Here is a 14,918-nt window from a genome sequence, read left to right as displayed (position 1 = left end):
ACTATGGCGACACAGGCGGTGAATACCCAAGCCCGCTCCTTTTCCGCTCTGTTCTGGCGGCGTTTTCGGCGGCATAAGCTGGCCATGGTCAGCCTCACCTTCATCGCTCTGCTGGTTTTGGTGGCCGTTTTCGCCCCTTGGATAGCGCCTCACGACCCCTTTGCTCAGCCTCGAAGCGATGACCTTTCCGCGCGGATCTTTGCTCCCCCCAGCCCCGAGCATCCCTTGGGCACGGATGATCTTGGGCGGGATGTGCTTTCCCGCCTGATCTACGGGGCGCGAATATCCCTCCTGGTGGGCTTTGCCGTTTCCTTCTCCAGTGTCTTTGTGGGCCTTATAATGGGCGCTTTGGCGGGATACTACGCAGGTCGCCCCTTGCGCCTGTACCTGGGGCCGCTAAGGCAAGAGCGGGGAGGATGGTACCCCCTGGGCTTTGCCCTGTGGCGCGTCCTTTCGTGGTTTGCTTTTTACGGCCTTATCTACCTGCTAGGGCAGATGGTTTTCGGCGTGACCCACCTGGGGCGGGAGGCGGGTTCCCCCCTGGCTTGGGCCTTCTTTCTTTTGGGCGTGGGCGCCCTCGTGTGGGCGGCTTTTTGGGGTTTTAAGGGCAAGGCGGTTTTGGATCTGGACACAGCTATAAGCCGCCTCATTGACTTCATGTTGGCCATCCCTACCCTTCCGCTCCTCCTGGTTCTTTCCGCTCTCCTTCGCGATCCCCGGGTGGCCTTCGGTGCCTGGATACAAGGGGCTTTGGGGGATGCGGCCAGCGTCTTCCTCATTATCCTAATCTTGGTGCTCTTCGGCTGGCTGACGTCCGCGCGAATCGTTCGGGGACAGATCTTGGCTTTGCGAGAACAGGATTATGCCACTGCCGCCCAGGCCCTCGGTGCTTCCGATTTCCGGGTGCTTTTCCGGCACCTGGTGCCCAACGCCTTGGCTCCCCTGGTGGTCTTGGCCACCTTGCAAATCGGCAACGCCATTTTGGTGGAGTCTGCCCTCTCCTTTTTGGGCTTTGGCATCCAGCCTCCAGTGGCCACATGGGGGAACATGTTGGCCAATGCCCAAGAGTACATCTTCATGGCCCCCTGGTTGGCCTTACCCCCCGGCTTCATGATCTTTCTCACTGTTTTGGCCTTCAATTTCGTGGGGGACGGCCTTCGGGATGCCTTGGACCCGAGGAGTAGGCTCTAGGCGGTGAGGGCCGGGGTTTCCCCGGTCCTCAGGTTTTTGGGGGGAGCTTGTCCTCCGGGTAGCGCGCCTCGAGGAAATATAACCCCTGGGGTGGTGCCGAGGGGCCCGCTTGGCCCCGGTCCTGGGTTTGCAGGATGAGCCGGAGGCTCTCCGGGAAGCGCTTGCCCAGGCCCACCTCGAGGAGGGTTCCCACCATTCCCCGCACCTGGCCCCTCAGAAAGCTTTGGCCCCGGAAGTAGAAGCGTAGCTCCCTACCCGCTTCCCCTTCCACCTCCTCCATGCGGGCCTCGTAAAGCTCCCTTTCCCCTGCCCGCACCTCTTCCTTGGCGAACCCCAGGAAGTTGTGCCGGCCCGGGAGGTAGGCGAGGGCCTCCTGTATGGCGGCGAGGTCCAGGGGGTGGCGGATCCAAAGGGCCCGGTGCCGCAGGAGGGGGGAGGGGTGGGGCCGGAGGAGCACCCGGTAAAGATAAGCCCGCCAGAGGGCGTCCTTGCGGGCATGGAAGTCTGGGGCCACCTCCCTTGCGGCGAGCACCTTGAGGTCCTCGGGAAGGAGGCGGTTTAGGGCCTCGGGGATCTTCTCCGTGGGGATCCTCCCCGGGAGGTCAAAGTGGAAGGGCATGGCCAGGGCGTGGACCCCGGCGTCCGTGCGCCCGGCGGCCACCGCTTTGGGCAGGGCCCCGATTTCCGGCAAAATCCTTTCCAGCTCCCCCTGTACGGTGCGCAGGCCCGGGCGCTGGCGTTGAAGCCCCGCAAAATGGGTGCCATCGTACTCGGTGAGGATCAGGATGCGGCGCACGCACCCAGCTTAATCCGCCCCCACCGGGGCCTTGGAGGGATGCCCCTCGAGGGCCACGCCCTTTCCCACCACCTTAAGCCGCACCCGGTCCCCCACGCGGAAGGGGCTTTCCGGCCCCTCCTGCACCAGGATCTCCTTCTCCGGGGAGAGGAGGCGCACCCGGTAGGTGAGGTCGTGCCCCTTGAACTCCCGGGCCAGCACCTGTCCCAGGGCGCCCTCCGGGGCCTCCGGGGGAAGAAGCCTTAGGGCCTCGGGGCGCAGGGAGAGGAGAAGGGGTCCGTGGGCGGGCTCGGCCAGCGGAACCGGACCCAGGCAGGTCTCCGCATATCGTCCAAACCCTTCCCCCGAAAGCAGGTTGGTGCGCCCCAGAAACTGGGCCACGAAGGGGGTCTTGGGCTTGAGGTAAACCTCCTCCGGGCTACCCACCTGCTCTAGCCTCCCTCCCCGCATGACTCCCAGGCGGTCGGCGAAGGAGAGGGCCTCTTCCTGGTCGTGGGTGACCAGGAGGGCGGTGGTGCCCGTTTCCTTGAGGATCTTGCGCACCTCCTCCCGGGTGCTGGCCTTGAGGCTGGCGTCCAGGCTGGAAAAGGGCTCGTCCAGGAGGACCAGCTTCGGCCCCGGGGCCAGGGCCCGGGCCAGGGCGATACGCTGCTGCTGCCCCCCGGAAAGCTCCCCGGGCTTGCGGTCCTGGAAGAGGGTCATGCCCACCCGCTCCAGGGCCTTCCTGGCCTTCTCGTGGCGGTCTTTTCCCTTAAGGCCGAAGGCCACGTTGCCCAAGGCGGTGAGGTGAGGAAAAAGGGCGTAGTCCTGGAAGACAAAGCCGATCCCCCGCTTTTCCGGGGGCAGGGAGGTGATCTCCTTGCCTTCCAGGAAAATCCGCCCTGCCTCCGGGTTTTCTAACCCGGCCACCACTCGGAGGAGGGTGGTCTTGCCGCAACCCGAGGGCCCCAAAAGGGCCAGGATCTCCCCGGGATAGACCTCGAGGTCGATTCCCTTAAGCACCTCGTGCTCCCCGAAGCGCTTGACGATGCCTTCCAGGATTAGAAGCGGCGCTCGCTCCAAAGCAACACCCCCACGAAGGCCGCCGAGAGGAGGGCGATGGCTAGGGCAAAGGGGGCGGCCTCGGCGAACATGGCTTCCTGAGTGTAACTGAAGACCCGGGTGGAAAGGGTGCTGTAGCCCATGGGAGCTAGGAGCAAGGTGAGGGGTAGCTCCTTCACCGCCCCGATGAAGGCCAAGGCTCCCCCGGCCACCGCTCCCCGCCAGAGGAGGGGAAAGGTCACGCGGAAGAAGGCCCGGGTAGGGGTGTCCCCTAGGGTCCTGGCCGCCTCCTCCAGGCGCCTTGGCACCTGGTAAAGCGCCCCCCGCACCGGCCCCAGGCCCTCGGCCAGGAAGTGGAAGGCCAAAACTAGGATGAGGAGGGGTAGGGTGCCGTAGAGGAAGGGAAGGCTTTTCAGGCTGAAGAAGATCCAGGCCAGGGCAAAGGCCAAAGGGGGAACCGTGTAGCCTAGGTAGGCCAGCCTTTCCAAGAAGCGGGAGGCCGGCGAGGGGTAGCGCACCACCAGATAGGCGATGGGCAGGGCCATGCCCACGGCTAGCAGGGAGGCGGGCACAGCGGCCATGGCCGAGTGGAAAAGGGCCTCCCAGAGGCCTTCCAGGTTTTCCCGGGGGAAGCGGCTGGCCAGGTGGAAGAGGGCATAAAGGGGTAGAACCAGGGCCAGGAGGACAGGCAGAAGGAGAGAAAGGTAAGCCCAGGGGGCAAACCTTCCCAGGCTTAGGGGCCGGGCTTTTTTCCCGCTTCCCTTGCCCGTGCGGGCCAGGCTGAGGCGGCGCAGGAGAAGGCCTTCCAGCAGAAGGAGCCCCCCGGTGAAGAGGAGGAGGAAAAGGGCCAGCCAGGCGGCGTACACCCGGTCAAAGGCGGCGCTGTACTGAAGGTAAATGGCGTAGGAGAAGGTTTCGTAGCGAAGGAGGCTCACGGTGCCGAAGTCCCCCAGGACGTGGAGGCCCACCACCAGGTACCCCGAAAGGAGGGCGGGGAGGAGCTGGGGGAAAACCACCTGCAAAAAGGCCCTTAAAGGCCCCGCCCCCAGGGTTCGGGCGGCTTCCTCCAGGCTGGGATCTAGCCCCAAAAAGGCGGCCCGCAGGCCCAGGAAGAGGTAGGGGTAGGTGATGAGGGAGAGGACCAAGAGCGCTCCCCAGTACCCCTCGAGGCGCGGCAGGGGGAGGATTCCCCCGGGCCCCGTGGCCGAAAGGATCACGTAGGCCCCCACGTACCCGGGGATGGCCAGGGGCAGGGTGAGGAGGATGGAGAAGAGGCTCTTCCCTTTGAGGTCGGTGCGGGTGGTGAGGAAGGCTAGGGGCAAGGCGATCAGGGTGGTGAGGAGGAGGACCCCGAGGAGGAGGGAGAGGGTGTTCTTCACCAGCTCCAGGTTCTTGGGGCGGAGGAGGATATCCCGAAGGGTTTCGGGATCGGCCTCCAAGGCCCTTAAGGCTAGGTAGAGGAGGGGAAGGGCCACCCCGCCCCCCGTGAGGAGGGCGGGCACCAGGAAGGGCAGGAGCCCGGGAAGTTGGTGAAGCCTTCTTGCGCTGGTCATCTTCGGCTTCGGCGCTCGCCCCCGGATCCGGGGGGAGGGGGTGGTCCTAGAGAATCCCCAGTTCCCTTAGGAGCCTTAGGGCCTGGTCCAGGGGGAGCTTTTCAAAGTCTAGCTTGGGGCTTTTCGCCAGGGCCTCCTCGAGGGGCAGGAGGTGGGCATCGGCCACCACTCCCTTCACCAAGGGGTATTCCCCCACGGTGCCCGCGAAGTACTGCTGCCCCTTGGGGGAAAGCAGGTAGGTGAGGAAGCGGTTTGCGGCCACCAGGTTCTTGGAGGTCTTGAGGATGCCCGCCCCCGTGACCAAGGCCAGGTTGCCGGGGTCCCCGTCCTTAAAGTAGTGCAGCCCCAGGTTGTACCCGGCCCGGCGGAAGCGCACCACATAGTAGTGGTTGGTGGAACCGAGGTCGATTTCCCCGGCGCGGATGGCGTCCAGCATGGCCGGGTTGGAGGCATAGCCCTTGGGGTTTAGGGCCTTCATGGCGGAAAGCCACTCCCGGGTCCTGACTTCCCCGTAGAGGGCGATCATCCCCGCCACCATGTCCTGGAAGCTGGAGTAGGTGGGGGTCCAGCCCACCCGGCCCGCCAGGCCCTTTTCCTGGGCGAAGCGGGGGAGGTCCAGGATGCTGGCGGGAAGCTCTTCCGGCCTTAGCTTCTGGGGGTTATAGGCCAGCACCCTCAGGCGCAGGGTCACCGGCACCCAGGCCTTGGAGGTGGGTGCGAAGGCCAGGGGTTGCCTAAGGAGGGTATCCCCCAGAGGCCTTAAGAGCCCTTTGCTGGCGGCTTGGCCCAAGGCGCCCGCGGTGTTGGCCCAGAAGACATCCGCCGGGGAACGGCTTCCTTCCTCCTGCAAGGCCGCCAGGATCTGGGCGTCGGTGCCGTAGCGCACCTGGACCCGGATGCCCGTTTCCGCCTGGAACTGCCTCACCAAGGGTTCCACCAGGCTCTGCCCCCGCCCGGAGTAGAGGGTTAGGGTCTGCTGCTGGGCGAAGGCCAGTCCTAAAGCCCCAAGGCCGATAAGGGTAAGAAACCTTCTAAGCTGCATTTCGCCTCCTTCCCGCATCCCCAGGGGTTTCCCAGGGCGAGGGCGCCCTCTACCTGGGGACTTTACCCCAAGGGGGGGTTAAAGTCAAGTATTCCGGTCGGATTTTGTAAGTTTAGAAGTGATAATCACTTGCAGCCAGGAAAACACCCCCACCAGGTCTTGCGGCCAGAAGGGGATTTCCCCGGTATACACCAGGGGTACGGGGTTTCGGGTGTGCTTGGGGTGCCAGGGCTCCTCGGCGTTCCCGTGGTCAGAGGTGAGGAGGAGGGTGCCCCCTTCCTCCAGGAAGCCCTTCAGGAACTGGGAAAGCTCGCGAAAGCGCTCGGGAAGGGTATCTGGATGGCGATGGGCGGCCAGGTCCAGGGCCCAGTACTCCAGGACCACCAGGTCGAAGCCCCGGGCCAGGGCCGCCGCCTGGGCGCCTGCGCCGTAGGGATCCTCCCAGAACCCGGGGGTGAGGGCCTTGGGATGGCCCAGGGGCAAAAGGGGGAGGCCTGCCAGGAGGGCCGCCTGGGCAAAGGCGGAAAGCATAAGCCTCCTTCCCCCGGTGGCCCGCTTCAGGTATTCCGGGCGGTAGGCGTTGGCGTGGAGGACCCTGAGGCCGGCTTCCTTAGCCCAGGCGTAAAGGCTTTGCCGGAGAAGGGGCCTGAGCCTGGGGCTCGGGAAAGGCCCCTGATGGTGGCCTAGGAGCCTGGCGGCATTGACCCCGGTGAGGAGCGTGGTTTGGCCCGTGCCCGACTGGGGTAGGCCCTCCACCCCCAAGGTGGCCTCCAGGGCCCTGGGGGAAAGCTCCAAGAGAAGGGGCAAAAGGTCCTCCAAGGCCTCCCCCAGGCCCAGGCCATCCACGAAGAGGAAGAGCACGCCCTTAGTGTGGGTTACCCGTCCCCCTTCGTCAAACCCCGGGGGGCGTGGGAAAAGTGCCTTTCCTCACTGGAGCTTCCCCAAGGTGCTAGGTATCCTGGCACTGGAGGTAAACCTATGCCGGTAAGAAAGGCCAATGCCGTATGGGAGGGAGGTTTGCGGAGCGGTAAGGGGTTGATGCGGCTGCAAAGCCAGGCCTTTGAGGGACCCTATTCCTTCCCCTCCCGCTTTGAGGAGGGGCCGGGGACCAACCCCGAGGAGCTCATCGCCGCGGCCCATGCGGGGTGCTTCTCCATGGCCCTGGCGGCCTCCCTGGAACGGGAGGGGTTTCCCCCCAAGCGGGTTTCCACCGAGGCCCGGGTGCACCTGGAAATGGTGGACGGAAAGGCCACCATCACCCGTATTGAGCTCATCGCCGAGGCGGAGGTGCCGGGGATAACCCCGGAGAAGTTCCAGGAGATCGCCCAGGCGGCCAAGGAAGGGTGTCCGGTCTCCCGGGCCCTGGGGGCGGTGAAGGAGATTACCCTCGAGGCCCGCCTGGCCTAAGTACCCGCACGCAAAGGTTGCCCCACTGGCCAAAGCCAAAGTGGCGTGCTCATGGCCTCTTTGGGGCCCCCGTCGTGGCGCAAGCCACGACGGGGTACTTAGCCTTCCCCCTTCCAGAGGAGCCGGCCACAGGAGGGGCAGCGGGTGAGCTGTCCCTGTACCACTTTTTGCGCCACATGGGTGGGCAGGACCACGTTGCACCCCTCGCAACGGAAGACCTGGCCCTGGCGGTGCATGCGGGCGATGCCGGTGCCTTTCCGGGCCCGGCGGATGGCCTCGTACTCCTTCAGGACAGGGGCAGGGATGGCCTGGGCCATGAGGGAGCGTTCCTCCAGCCTGAGGGCGATCTCCGCCTTTAGGGCCTCCACCCTTACCTGGTTGGCCTCCAAGAGCTCTTCCAGGCGGGGCCTTAAGGCCGCCAGCTGGGCTTCCACCTCCTGGATCTCCTTTTCCAGGTTCTCCATGGCCTCCATGATGGGGGTGGAAAGCTCCAGGAGCTCCTTGATGCGGTCCTTGATCTGCTGGATGCGGTTCTCGTACTGGGTCTGTTCGCGGGCGCTTTGGGCCTGGCGCTGCTCGGCCTCCGCTTGCTTTTCCTTGGCGGTGAGATCCTCGATGTCCAGGCTGTGGCGGTTGTACTCCTTGCGGAGCTCCGCCTGGCGCTCCAGGAGGTCGGCAAGCCGGTCTTCCAGGGCCTCCACCTGGGCCTTCACGGAAACCAGGTCCTCGGGGAGGGTTTCCGCTTCCTTTTGCAACCGGTCTATCTCCAGGTCCTTTTCCTGTAGCTGGTAAAGAGCCTTGAGCGCCTCAAGCTGTCCCCTCTGGGGAGCATCCGCCCCGTTCACGTTTCCCATTCTAATCCGAGGAGGAAGGGATTGGTCTTGGCCTCGAGGGCCAGGGTGGTGCTGGGTCCATGCCCTGGGTAGACCTCCGTTTGTGGGGGCAGGGTGAGGAGGCGCTTTAAGGAGCGGAAAAGATCTTCCCGGCTTGCCCCCGGCAGGTCGTAGCGGCCGATGCTTCCTTGGAAGAGGAGGTCCCCGGAAAGGACCCGGGGGGGTTCCCCGGCCTCGCCGGGATGGATGAAGGCCACATGGCCGGGGCTATGGCCGGGAAGGTGCCAAACGGTGAAGCCGAAAAGGACCTGCCCCTCTTCCAGAGGCTCTACCGGGAGGGGAGGGTCGGGGATGGCGAGGCCCCACATGCGGGCCACCTCCGCCGCATGCCGATAAAGGGGGAGGTCCAGGGGGTGGAGGAAGACGGGTAGGGACAAAGCTTTCACCAACGGGGCCACCGCCCCCACGTGGTCGAAGTGGGCGTGGGTGAGGAGGATGGCCTTGGGGGTTAATCCTGTGGACTCCAAAAGGGCCAGGATCCTTTCCGCCTCGTCCCCAGGGTCTATGAGCACCGCTCCTTCCTTCCCCTCCACCAGGTAGGTGTTTTCCTGGAGGGGGCCCACGCTTAAGCCGTACACCCTCATGGCTCGGTGGGAAGGCCTTCTGCTAGCCACTCGTGCATGGAGCCCAGGTAGTTCCTGGCCCGCACCCCGAGGCTTCTCAGCACGAAGAAGGCCACGGCGCTTCGGGCCCCGGAGTGGCAGTAGACCCCCACCTCCTGTCCCGGCTCCAGGCCGAGTTGCTTCAGCACCTTGTCCGGCTCCAGGAAAAGCTCCAGGGGAGCATTCCGGCTCCCCGGGATCCGCCCCCCCTTGGGGCAGCAGGGGGGGTGGACCTTGCCCTGGTATTCCTCGGGGCTTCGCACATCCAAGAGAAGAGGGTGCCTGGCCGCCTCGTCCGCGGTGAGGAGCCAGTCCCGCCGGAGGCGGGCTAGGGTATCCGAGCGCTCGGGCTTGGGCTCTTCCCGCTCGGTGGCGTAGGGTTCCCAACCCTCCGTCCAAAGCTCCACCTCTAGCCCCCCGAGGCCTAGGAAGAAGGCCGTGCGGCAAAGGCGGCTGGTGAGGCCCTCGTCGTAGAGGACCACCGGGCTTCTTAGGCCAAGTTCCCGGAAGAGTTCGGTGAGGCCGGCCTCGAGGGCCTTGAGCTCCGCCTCATCCCTCAGGCGGAGCTTGGGAGCGGAAAGATCCAGGTGGCGGGCGCCTGGCAGGTGGCCTGCCTCGTAGGCAGCCCTAGGCCGGGTGTCCACCAAGACGGCCTCAGGAGGGATCTCCATGCCCTTGATTATAGGGGGCGCAAGGGTAGGCGCATAAGCCTAAAGAGACTTGACAAGAGGACGCGCAGCTGATATAAGTGAGAAGGGAGGTGATAGATATGGCCCTGGTTCGTAGGGATGTGCGCCCTGCGGAGATCACTCCCTTCCGTACCTGGGGTCCTTTCTCCCTGCTGGAGGAAGCCAACCGGCTCTTTGAGGAGGTTTTGGGTGACTTTGCCCGGCCCGTGGCTACTTACGTAGCTCCTGCTGACCTCTACGAGACCGACGAGGCCTTGGTCCTGGAGATGGCGGTGCCGGGCCTTTCCCCGGAGGACCTGGAGGTGAGCCTCGAGGGGAACAAGCTCACCGTACGGGGCCAGGTGAAGCCCGCCGAGGAGCCCAAGGTGCGCCGCTACTACCTACAGGAGATCCCTCACGGCTCCTTCGTGCGCACCTTCACCCTCCCCGTGGAGGTGGATTCCTCCCAGGCCAAGGCGGAGTTCCGCCACGGGATCCTGCGCCTCACCCTGCCCAAGGTGGCCGAGGCCCGGGCCAAGCGGATCCCCATCGAGGTGGTCCAGTAAGCCCGGAGGTCCCTTCCCCCTGGGGAACGTCCCCGGGGGGTTTACACTTTCTTTAGAGCCTCGGCAAGGCGCTTTAGGGCTTCCTCCAGCACCTCCGGGTAGGTGGCGAAGTTGAGGCGCACGTAGCGGTCGTACCCTTCCCCGAAGTTTTCCCCGGGGTTCAGGGCCACCCGGGCTTCCTTGAGGAAGAAGGTGGCCGCTTGGGGAATGGGGGTTTTGAGCCAGGCCAGGTAGGTGCCCTCCGGAGCGAAGTACCCGAGGCCCACCTCCTTGGCCCAGGCCGCCACCCGGTCGCGGTTGGCCTTGAGCCGGGCTAGGGTTTCCCGAAGCCAGGGTCCGGCCTCCAGCAGGGCGGCCTTCCAGGCGGCCATGGCCAACACGTTGGGGAAGGTGGGGGGCAGGTGGCGCTTAAAGGCCTCCACCAGGGGCCTAGGCCCCACCACCGCCCCTATGGGCAGCCCAGCCAGGTTGTAGGCCTTTCCCGGGCCCAGGAGGGTTAGGGTGCGCTCGGGGAGGAAGCGGGCCAGGGGCACGTGGGGCCTCTCGTAGGTCAAAGGGGCGTGGAGCTCATCGGAGACCACGATGAGGTCGTGCTTGCGGGCGATGGCGGCCAGGGCGGAAAGCTCCTCCTCGCTGTAGACCCTTCCCGTGGGGTTTTGCGGGTGGCAAAAGAGGAGGAGCCGGCTGGCGTAGGCCAGGCGCTCCAGGCCCTCGAGGTCCAGCCTGTACCCCTCCTCTGTTTCCCGTAAGGGGTTGGCCAGAACCGTGCGCCTTTGCTGGCGGATGGCAGCCAGAAACGGAGGGTATACGGGGACCTGGGTCAGGACCCCCTGCCCGGGGGCGGTGAAGGCGGCCACCGCCCCGTAGAGCCCCACCACCACCCCGGGCATGAAGGCCACATCGCCTTCTAAGCCCGTTTGTTCCAGGATGAGGGCCTTGAGCTCCTGGTCCCCTTCCCGGGGCGGGTAGCCCAAAAAGCCCTCGGCCCTTTCCCGTATGGCCCTCTGGATGGGCTTGGCCACGGGGAAGTCCATGTCCGCCACCCAAAGGGGCAGGATGTCCTCAGGGTAGGTGCCCCACTTCAACGAGTCCTTGCGGGGGGGAAGCACCATGGGCTTATCTTAACCGGCCCAGGCGCCGAAGCATGTACCAGGAAAAGAGGATGAGGGGCAGGCTCACCACCTGGGTGGCGGTGAAAAGACCGATGCCCAGCTCGTCGTTGCGGTAGACGGGAAGCCACAGGGGGTTCAAACGGAAGGGCTCTTCCAGCACGGAGCGCAATACGCTGTACCAGAGAATAAAATTCCAAAAGGCGTAGCCGTAGAAGGGCTTCTTCTTTAGCCAGTAATAGGCAAGGGGAAGGAGGATGAGCCCCACCAGGGCCCCGTAGATCTGGGTGAGGTGCACGGGGCCCCGCACCAGCTCTTGGCACCGGTAGACCTGGGAGATGTCGTCAATCCCCAGGCAGACCCCGGGGAAGCCCTTGGCCCACTCGGGCCAGGTGAAGCCGATGGGCAAAGAGGTGAGGCGGCCCACGGTGTCGGAGCCGTTCATGAGGTTGCCAATCCGGCCGGCGATGATGCCCAGGGCTACCCCGGGGGTGGCGGCGTCCAGATAGGGCCACAAGGGGTAGCCCCGGCGGCGGTGGTAGTAGAGGAAGACCAAAGCCCCGCCCAAAATGGCCCCGTGGAAGGAGAGCCCCCCGTGCCAGATGTAAAGGATCTCCGCCGGGTTTTGCAGGAAGTAGCCGGGGGAGGTGAGCACGTACCCCAGCCTGGCCCCCACCACCCCCCAGACAACGGCCCAAAAGGCCACGGTCTCAAACTTCTCCGCGTCCAACCCCCAGGCCCTAAGGCGCCGCTTGGCCAGCTCAAAGCCGATGAAGATGGCCAGGGTGAGGAGAAAACCGTACCACTGGATGCGCAAGGGGCCGATCTGGATCATGGTGGGGTTCATGCCTCACCCCCTCTTTGAAGCTTCTGCATCAACTCCATCAGCGACTTCTCGTCAAAAACGCCTTCTAAAAGCACCCTATTCCCCAGAAGAAGCACGGGTACCCGGAAGGTGTAAAGGCGGAAGAGCTCGGGGTCTTGGTCCACATCCCGGCGCACATAGGGTATTCCCAGGGTCCAAAGAGCCCTTTCCGCCTTTTCGCAAAGGCCACATCCTTCCCGGGTGACGAGGACCAGGTCCATGGGGAAAAGCATACCTTAGCCTTGAAAGATGGCCCGGATCACCAGGATTCCCATGGCTACGTGGACGATCACCTTGGCCACCACGCCCCCCATGAGGCCCACTAGGGTGCCCCAAGCGGCCTTCAGGGCTTCCTCGGGCCTGCGCCCCGAGAGGTACTCAAAAAGCCAGGCCAACGCGAAGGGCAGGACCAAGACCCCCACAGCCCCCAGGAAGAGGCCAAGCAGCCCTCCCAGGAAAGCCCCCCAGAGCCCCGCCCGGCCCGCCCCGTAACGCCGGGCCCCCAGGAGGGCGGCCAGGTTGTCCACCGCCATGGCCAGGAGGGCCAGGGCCCCCAGGAGGAGCCATAGCCCCACGCTCAGGTCGCGGAAGCCCAGGAGGAGCTCGTGCAGAAAGGCGGCGGCCAGGATGAGGAGGGTGGCGGGGAAAAAGGGCAGAAAGGTGAGGAGGACCGCAAGGCCCCAGAGGGCCACGAAGAGCCAGTCGGCAAAGGCCTCCACGGGGAAAGTCTAGGCGGGGATGCCATGAGAAGGGCAAGGGACATCCGCCTTGGGGAAAGCGCGTAAGCTCAGAAGCGAGGAGGCGGTATGGACTTTGGCCTGCCCAAGGAGCACGCGAGCCTGAAAACCCTTCCCCCCTTCGGGGAAGAGGTCCGGGAGGGAAGGGTGGCCCTCACTCCCCAAGGGGTGCGGGAGCTGGCCCAAAGGGGCCACCGGGTGTACGTGGAGCGGGGGGCGGGGGAGCGGGCGGGCTTCCCCGATGCCCTTTACGAGGAGGCTGGGGCCCGGCTGGTGAGCCGGGAGGAGGCCTTTGGGCGAGGCGAGGTGGTGCTGAAGGTGGGAAGGCCCACCCTCGAGGAGATCGCCCTCCTCCGCCCCGAGGCCACCGTCATGGCCTTTATGCACCTGGCGGTGGCCGAGTCCAGCCTGGTGGAGGCCATGGCCCAAAAGGGCCTGACGGCCATCGGCTACGAGCTGGTGGGAGGTGAGGGGAAGCGGCCCGTCCTCAAGGCCATGAGCGAGATTGCAGGCCGCCTGGCCCCGCAGATTGCGGGAAGGCTTCTGGAGGCCCCCTTCGGCCCTGGGGTGCTCCTCTCCGGCCTCCCCGGCATCCCCCCTGCGGACGTGGTCATCCTGGGGGCCGGGGTGCTGGGCCGGGCCGCCGCCCGGGCCTTCTTGGGGACGGGGGCCTCGGTGTACGTGCTGGACAAGGAGCTCGCCCCCCTGGAGGAGGCGGCCAGGGAGGCCAGGGGAGCGGTGACCGCCCTCATTACCCAAAGCCGTCTGGAGCGCTACGTGGCCTTCGCCGACGTCCTGGTGGGGGCGGTGGCGGTGCCGGGGGAAAGGGCCCCCCTTCTCCTCTCCCGGGATCTCATGGCCCGCATGCGCCCAGGGGCGGTCCTCCTGGACTTCGCCATCGACCAGGGGGGCATTGCGGAAACCAGCCGCCCTGGGGTCTACCAGGAGATGGGCATCACCCACTTCTGCCTCCCCAACGTCCCCGCCCTGGTGCCCCGCACCGCCAGCCACGCCCTCACCGCCACCCTCCTCCCCTTCCTCCTGCAGGTGGAAGACGACCCCCTAAAGGTGCCCGAACTCCGCCAAGGAGCCTACCTCCTCCTGGGCCAGAAAGGAGGCCACCTAGAATGAGCTACCGCAAGAAGCTGACCTCCCCCGAGGACGCCGTGCGCCTCATCCAATCGGGGATGCGGGTCTTCGTCTCCGGCAACGCCGCCACCCCCACGCCCCTCCTCAAGGCCCTGGCTGCCCGCAAGGACGAGCTGGAGGGCGTGGAGCTCGTCCACCTCCTGCAAATGGGCGAAGACCCCTTTGCTGGAGAGGAGATGGAGGGGCACTTCCGCCGCCGCTCCCTCTTCGTGGGCCCCACGGACCGGGAGGCGGTGAACCAGGGCCGGGCCGACTACGTGCCCATCATGCTCCACCAGGTGCCCTGGCTCTTCAAAAGGCGCATCCTGCCCCTGGACGCGGCCATCGTCCAGGTCTCCCCTCCGGACGAGCACGGCTTCTGCTCCTTGGGGGTGGAGGTCATCGCCACCAAGGCGGCCCTCGAGGCCGCCCCCATCGTGATCGCCATGGTGAACCCCAGGATGCCCCGCACCCTGGGGGATACCTTCGTCCACGTTTCCCGCCTCACCGCCATCGTGGAGATGGACTGGCCCTTGCCCGAGCTCAAGCGGGAGGGCTTCGGGGAGGTGGAGAGGCGCATCGGGGAGCACGTGGCGAGCCTCATCGAGGACGGGGCCACCCTGCAGATGGGCATCGGGGCCATCCCGGACGCCGTCTTGGCCAGCCTCGAGGGCCGCCGGGACCTGGGGGTGCACACGGAGATGATCTCCGACGGGGTGCTGGAAGCCTTTGAAAAGGGCCTCATCACCGGGGCCAGGAAGACCCTCCACCCCGGCAAGGTGATCGGCACCTTCGTCCTGGGCTCGGAAAGGCTCTACCGCTTCGTCCACGACAACCCCCTTTTCGAGCTCCACCCCGCGGACTACGTGAACGACCCCTTCGTGGTGGCCCAGAATCGCAAGATGGTGGCCATCAACTCCGCCATCGAGGTGGACCTCACCGGCCAGGTGGTGGCGGACTCCATCGGCACCCGCATCTACTCGGGCTTCGGCGGCCAGCTGGACTTCATCCGGGGGGCGGCCCGGAGCGAGGGGGGCAAGCCCATCATCGCCCTTCCCTCCACCGCCAAGGGGCATAGCCGCATCGTCCCCTACCTCCGCCCAGGAGCAGGGGTGGTCACCACCCGGGCCGACGTGCACTATGTGGTCACGGAGTGGGGGGTGGCGGAGCTTTTCGGCCGCTCCCTAAGGGAAAGGGCCCTGGCCCTGATCGAGGTGGCCCACCCCGACTTCCGGGAGGAGCTCCTAAAGGCCGCCTGGGAGCGGAGGCTTTTGCCGAGGAGCTACCCAGGGGCGGACCTCAAGCCGCGCACTTGACAAG

The 14,918-nt window shown here is 65.8% G+C and carries 17 protein-coding genes; 5 read left to right on the top strand and 12 right to left on the bottom strand.

The window, feature by feature from the left end; translation table 11 throughout:
- Positions 1-3: 3 nt before the first annotated feature.
- Complete coding sequence (locus tag L1087_RS04980) at positions 4-1,191, top strand: ABC transporter permease (protein WP_135259315.1); 1,188 nt, start codon at positions 4-6, stop codon at positions 1,189-1,191.
- Positions 1,192-1,219: 28 nt separating this feature from the next.
- Here the strand turns inward: L1087_RS04980 and truA are convergent, their stop codons facing one another.
- The 5 genes from truA to L1087_RS04955 all read right to left on the bottom strand — a co-directional run bounded on the left by truA (position 1,220) and on the right by L1087_RS04955 (position 6,484).
- Positions 1,220-1,987 (bottom strand): tRNA pseudouridine(38-40) synthase TruA, encoded by a 768-nt coding sequence (truA, locus tag L1087_RS04975; protein WP_234557914.1) that lies wholly within the window; start codon positions 1,985-1,987, stop codon positions 1,220-1,222.
- Between the two features lie 9 nt (positions 1,988-1,996).
- Positions 1,997-3,049 carry an ABC transporter ATP-binding protein gene (locus tag L1087_RS04970; protein ID WP_234557913.1) on the bottom strand — a complete coding sequence of 351 codons (1,053 nt, stop codon included), beginning with the start codon at positions 3,047-3,049 and terminating at the stop codon, positions 1,997-1,999.
- Entirely contained in the window at positions 3,028-4,581 is a 1,554-nt protein-coding gene (locus L1087_RS04965) for an ABC transporter permease (protein ID WP_234557912.1), read from the bottom strand. Before L1087_RS04965 ends, L1087_RS04970 begins: the two co-directional genes overlap by 22 nt.
- Positions 4,582-4,627: 46 nt before the next feature.
- Complete coding sequence (locus tag L1087_RS04960; protein WP_234557911.1) at positions 4,628-5,623, bottom strand: iron ABC transporter substrate-binding protein; 996 nt, start codon at positions 5,621-5,623, stop codon at positions 4,628-4,630.
- An 84-nt stretch (positions 5,624-5,707) separates the two neighbouring features.
- A complete protein-coding gene (locus L1087_RS04955) occupies positions 5,708-6,484 on the bottom strand; it encodes a metalloenzyme (protein ID WP_234557910.1) in 777 nt (258 codons plus the stop codon).
- 117 nt (positions 6,485-6,601) lie between these two features.
- On the opposite strand from L1087_RS04955, the gene L1087_RS04950 reads away from it, so the two are divergent.
- Positions 6,602-7,030, top strand: a complete 429-nt coding sequence (locus L1087_RS04950) for an OsmC family protein (RefSeq protein WP_038041136.1) — start codon at positions 6,602-6,604, stop codon at positions 7,028-7,030.
- Positions 7,031-7,128: 98 nt separating this feature from the next.
- On the opposite strand, the gene L1087_RS04945 is transcribed toward L1087_RS04950, so the two are convergent.
- Genes L1087_RS04945 through L1087_RS04935 form a run of 3 tightly spaced genes read right to left on the bottom strand, consistent with a single transcriptional unit; the run spans position 7,129 to position 9,196 of the window.
- Positions 7,129-7,884 (bottom strand): zinc ribbon domain-containing protein, encoded by a 756-nt coding sequence (locus tag L1087_RS04945; protein WP_038041137.1) that lies wholly within the window; start codon positions 7,882-7,884, stop codon positions 7,129-7,131.
- On the bottom strand, positions 7,872-8,507 hold the full coding sequence (locus L1087_RS04940; RefSeq protein WP_038041138.1) for an MBL fold metallo-hydrolase: 636 nt from the start codon (positions 8,505-8,507) through the stop codon (positions 7,872-7,874). The genes L1087_RS04945 and L1087_RS04940 overlap by 13 nt, the downstream gene beginning before the upstream one ends.
- On the bottom strand, positions 8,504-9,196 hold the full coding sequence (locus L1087_RS04935; protein WP_038041139.1) for a sulfurtransferase: 693 nt from the start codon (positions 9,194-9,196) through the stop codon (positions 8,504-8,506). Before L1087_RS04935 ends, L1087_RS04940 begins: the two co-directional genes overlap by 4 nt.
- A gap of 98 nt (positions 9,197-9,294) precedes the next feature.
- On the opposite strand from L1087_RS04935, the gene L1087_RS04930 reads away from it, so the two are divergent.
- The gene (locus tag L1087_RS04930; RefSeq protein WP_135343272.1) at positions 9,295-9,759 is read left to right on the top strand and encodes an Hsp20/alpha crystallin family protein; all 465 of its coding nucleotides are present in this window, start codon (positions 9,295-9,297) and stop codon (positions 9,757-9,759) included.
- Between the two features lie 41 nt (positions 9,760-9,800).
- Here the strand turns inward: L1087_RS04930 and L1087_RS04925 are convergent, their stop codons facing one another.
- Genes L1087_RS04925 through L1087_RS04910 form a run of 4 tightly spaced genes read right to left on the bottom strand, consistent with a single transcriptional unit; the run spans position 9,801 to position 12,452 of the window.
- The gene (locus L1087_RS04925) at positions 9,801-10,871 is read right to left on the bottom strand and encodes a MalY/PatB family protein (protein ID WP_234557909.1); all 1,071 of its coding nucleotides are present in this window, start codon (positions 10,869-10,871) and stop codon (positions 9,801-9,803) included.
- A 4-nt stretch (positions 10,872-10,875) separates the two neighbouring features.
- Positions 10,876-11,703, bottom strand: a complete 828-nt coding sequence (gene lgt / locus L1087_RS04920; protein ID WP_135343329.1) for a prolipoprotein diacylglyceryl transferase — start codon at positions 11,701-11,703, stop codon at positions 10,876-10,878.
- Positions 11,704-11,711: 8 nt separating this feature from the next.
- Positions 11,712-11,966 carry a glutaredoxin family protein gene (locus L1087_RS04915; protein WP_206201852.1) on the bottom strand — a complete coding sequence of 85 codons (255 nt, stop codon included), beginning with the start codon at positions 11,964-11,966 and terminating at the stop codon, positions 11,712-11,714.
- Between the two features lie 3 nt (positions 11,967-11,969).
- On the bottom strand, positions 11,970-12,452 hold the full coding sequence (locus L1087_RS04910; RefSeq protein WP_234557908.1) for a DUF456 domain-containing protein: 483 nt from the start codon (positions 12,450-12,452) through the stop codon (positions 11,970-11,972).
- A gap of 87 nt (positions 12,453-12,539) precedes the next feature.
- On the opposite strand from L1087_RS04910, the gene L1087_RS04905 reads away from it, so the two are divergent.
- Positions 12,540-13,601 carry an alanine dehydrogenase gene (locus tag L1087_RS04905; RefSeq protein ID WP_234557907.1) on the top strand — a complete coding sequence of 354 codons (1,062 nt, stop codon included), beginning with the start codon at positions 12,540-12,542 and terminating at the stop codon, positions 13,599-13,601.
- Positions 13,598-14,914, top strand: coding sequence for an acetyl-CoA hydrolase/transferase family protein (locus L1087_RS04900; protein WP_234557905.1), 1,317 nt, complete (start codon positions 13,598-13,600; stop codon positions 14,912-14,914). The genes L1087_RS04905 and L1087_RS04900 overlap by 4 nt, the downstream gene beginning before the upstream one ends.
- Positions 14,915-14,918: the final 4 nt, after the last annotated feature.

The sequence above is a fragment of the Thermus tengchongensis genome, from assembly GCF_021462405.1.
Classification (GTDB): domain Bacteria; phylum Deinococcota; class Deinococci; order Deinococcales; family Thermaceae; genus Thermus; species Thermus tengchongensis.
The sequence above is the reverse complement of the archived record's forward strand: the minus strand, read 5'-3'. Positions and strand labels throughout refer to the sequence as shown.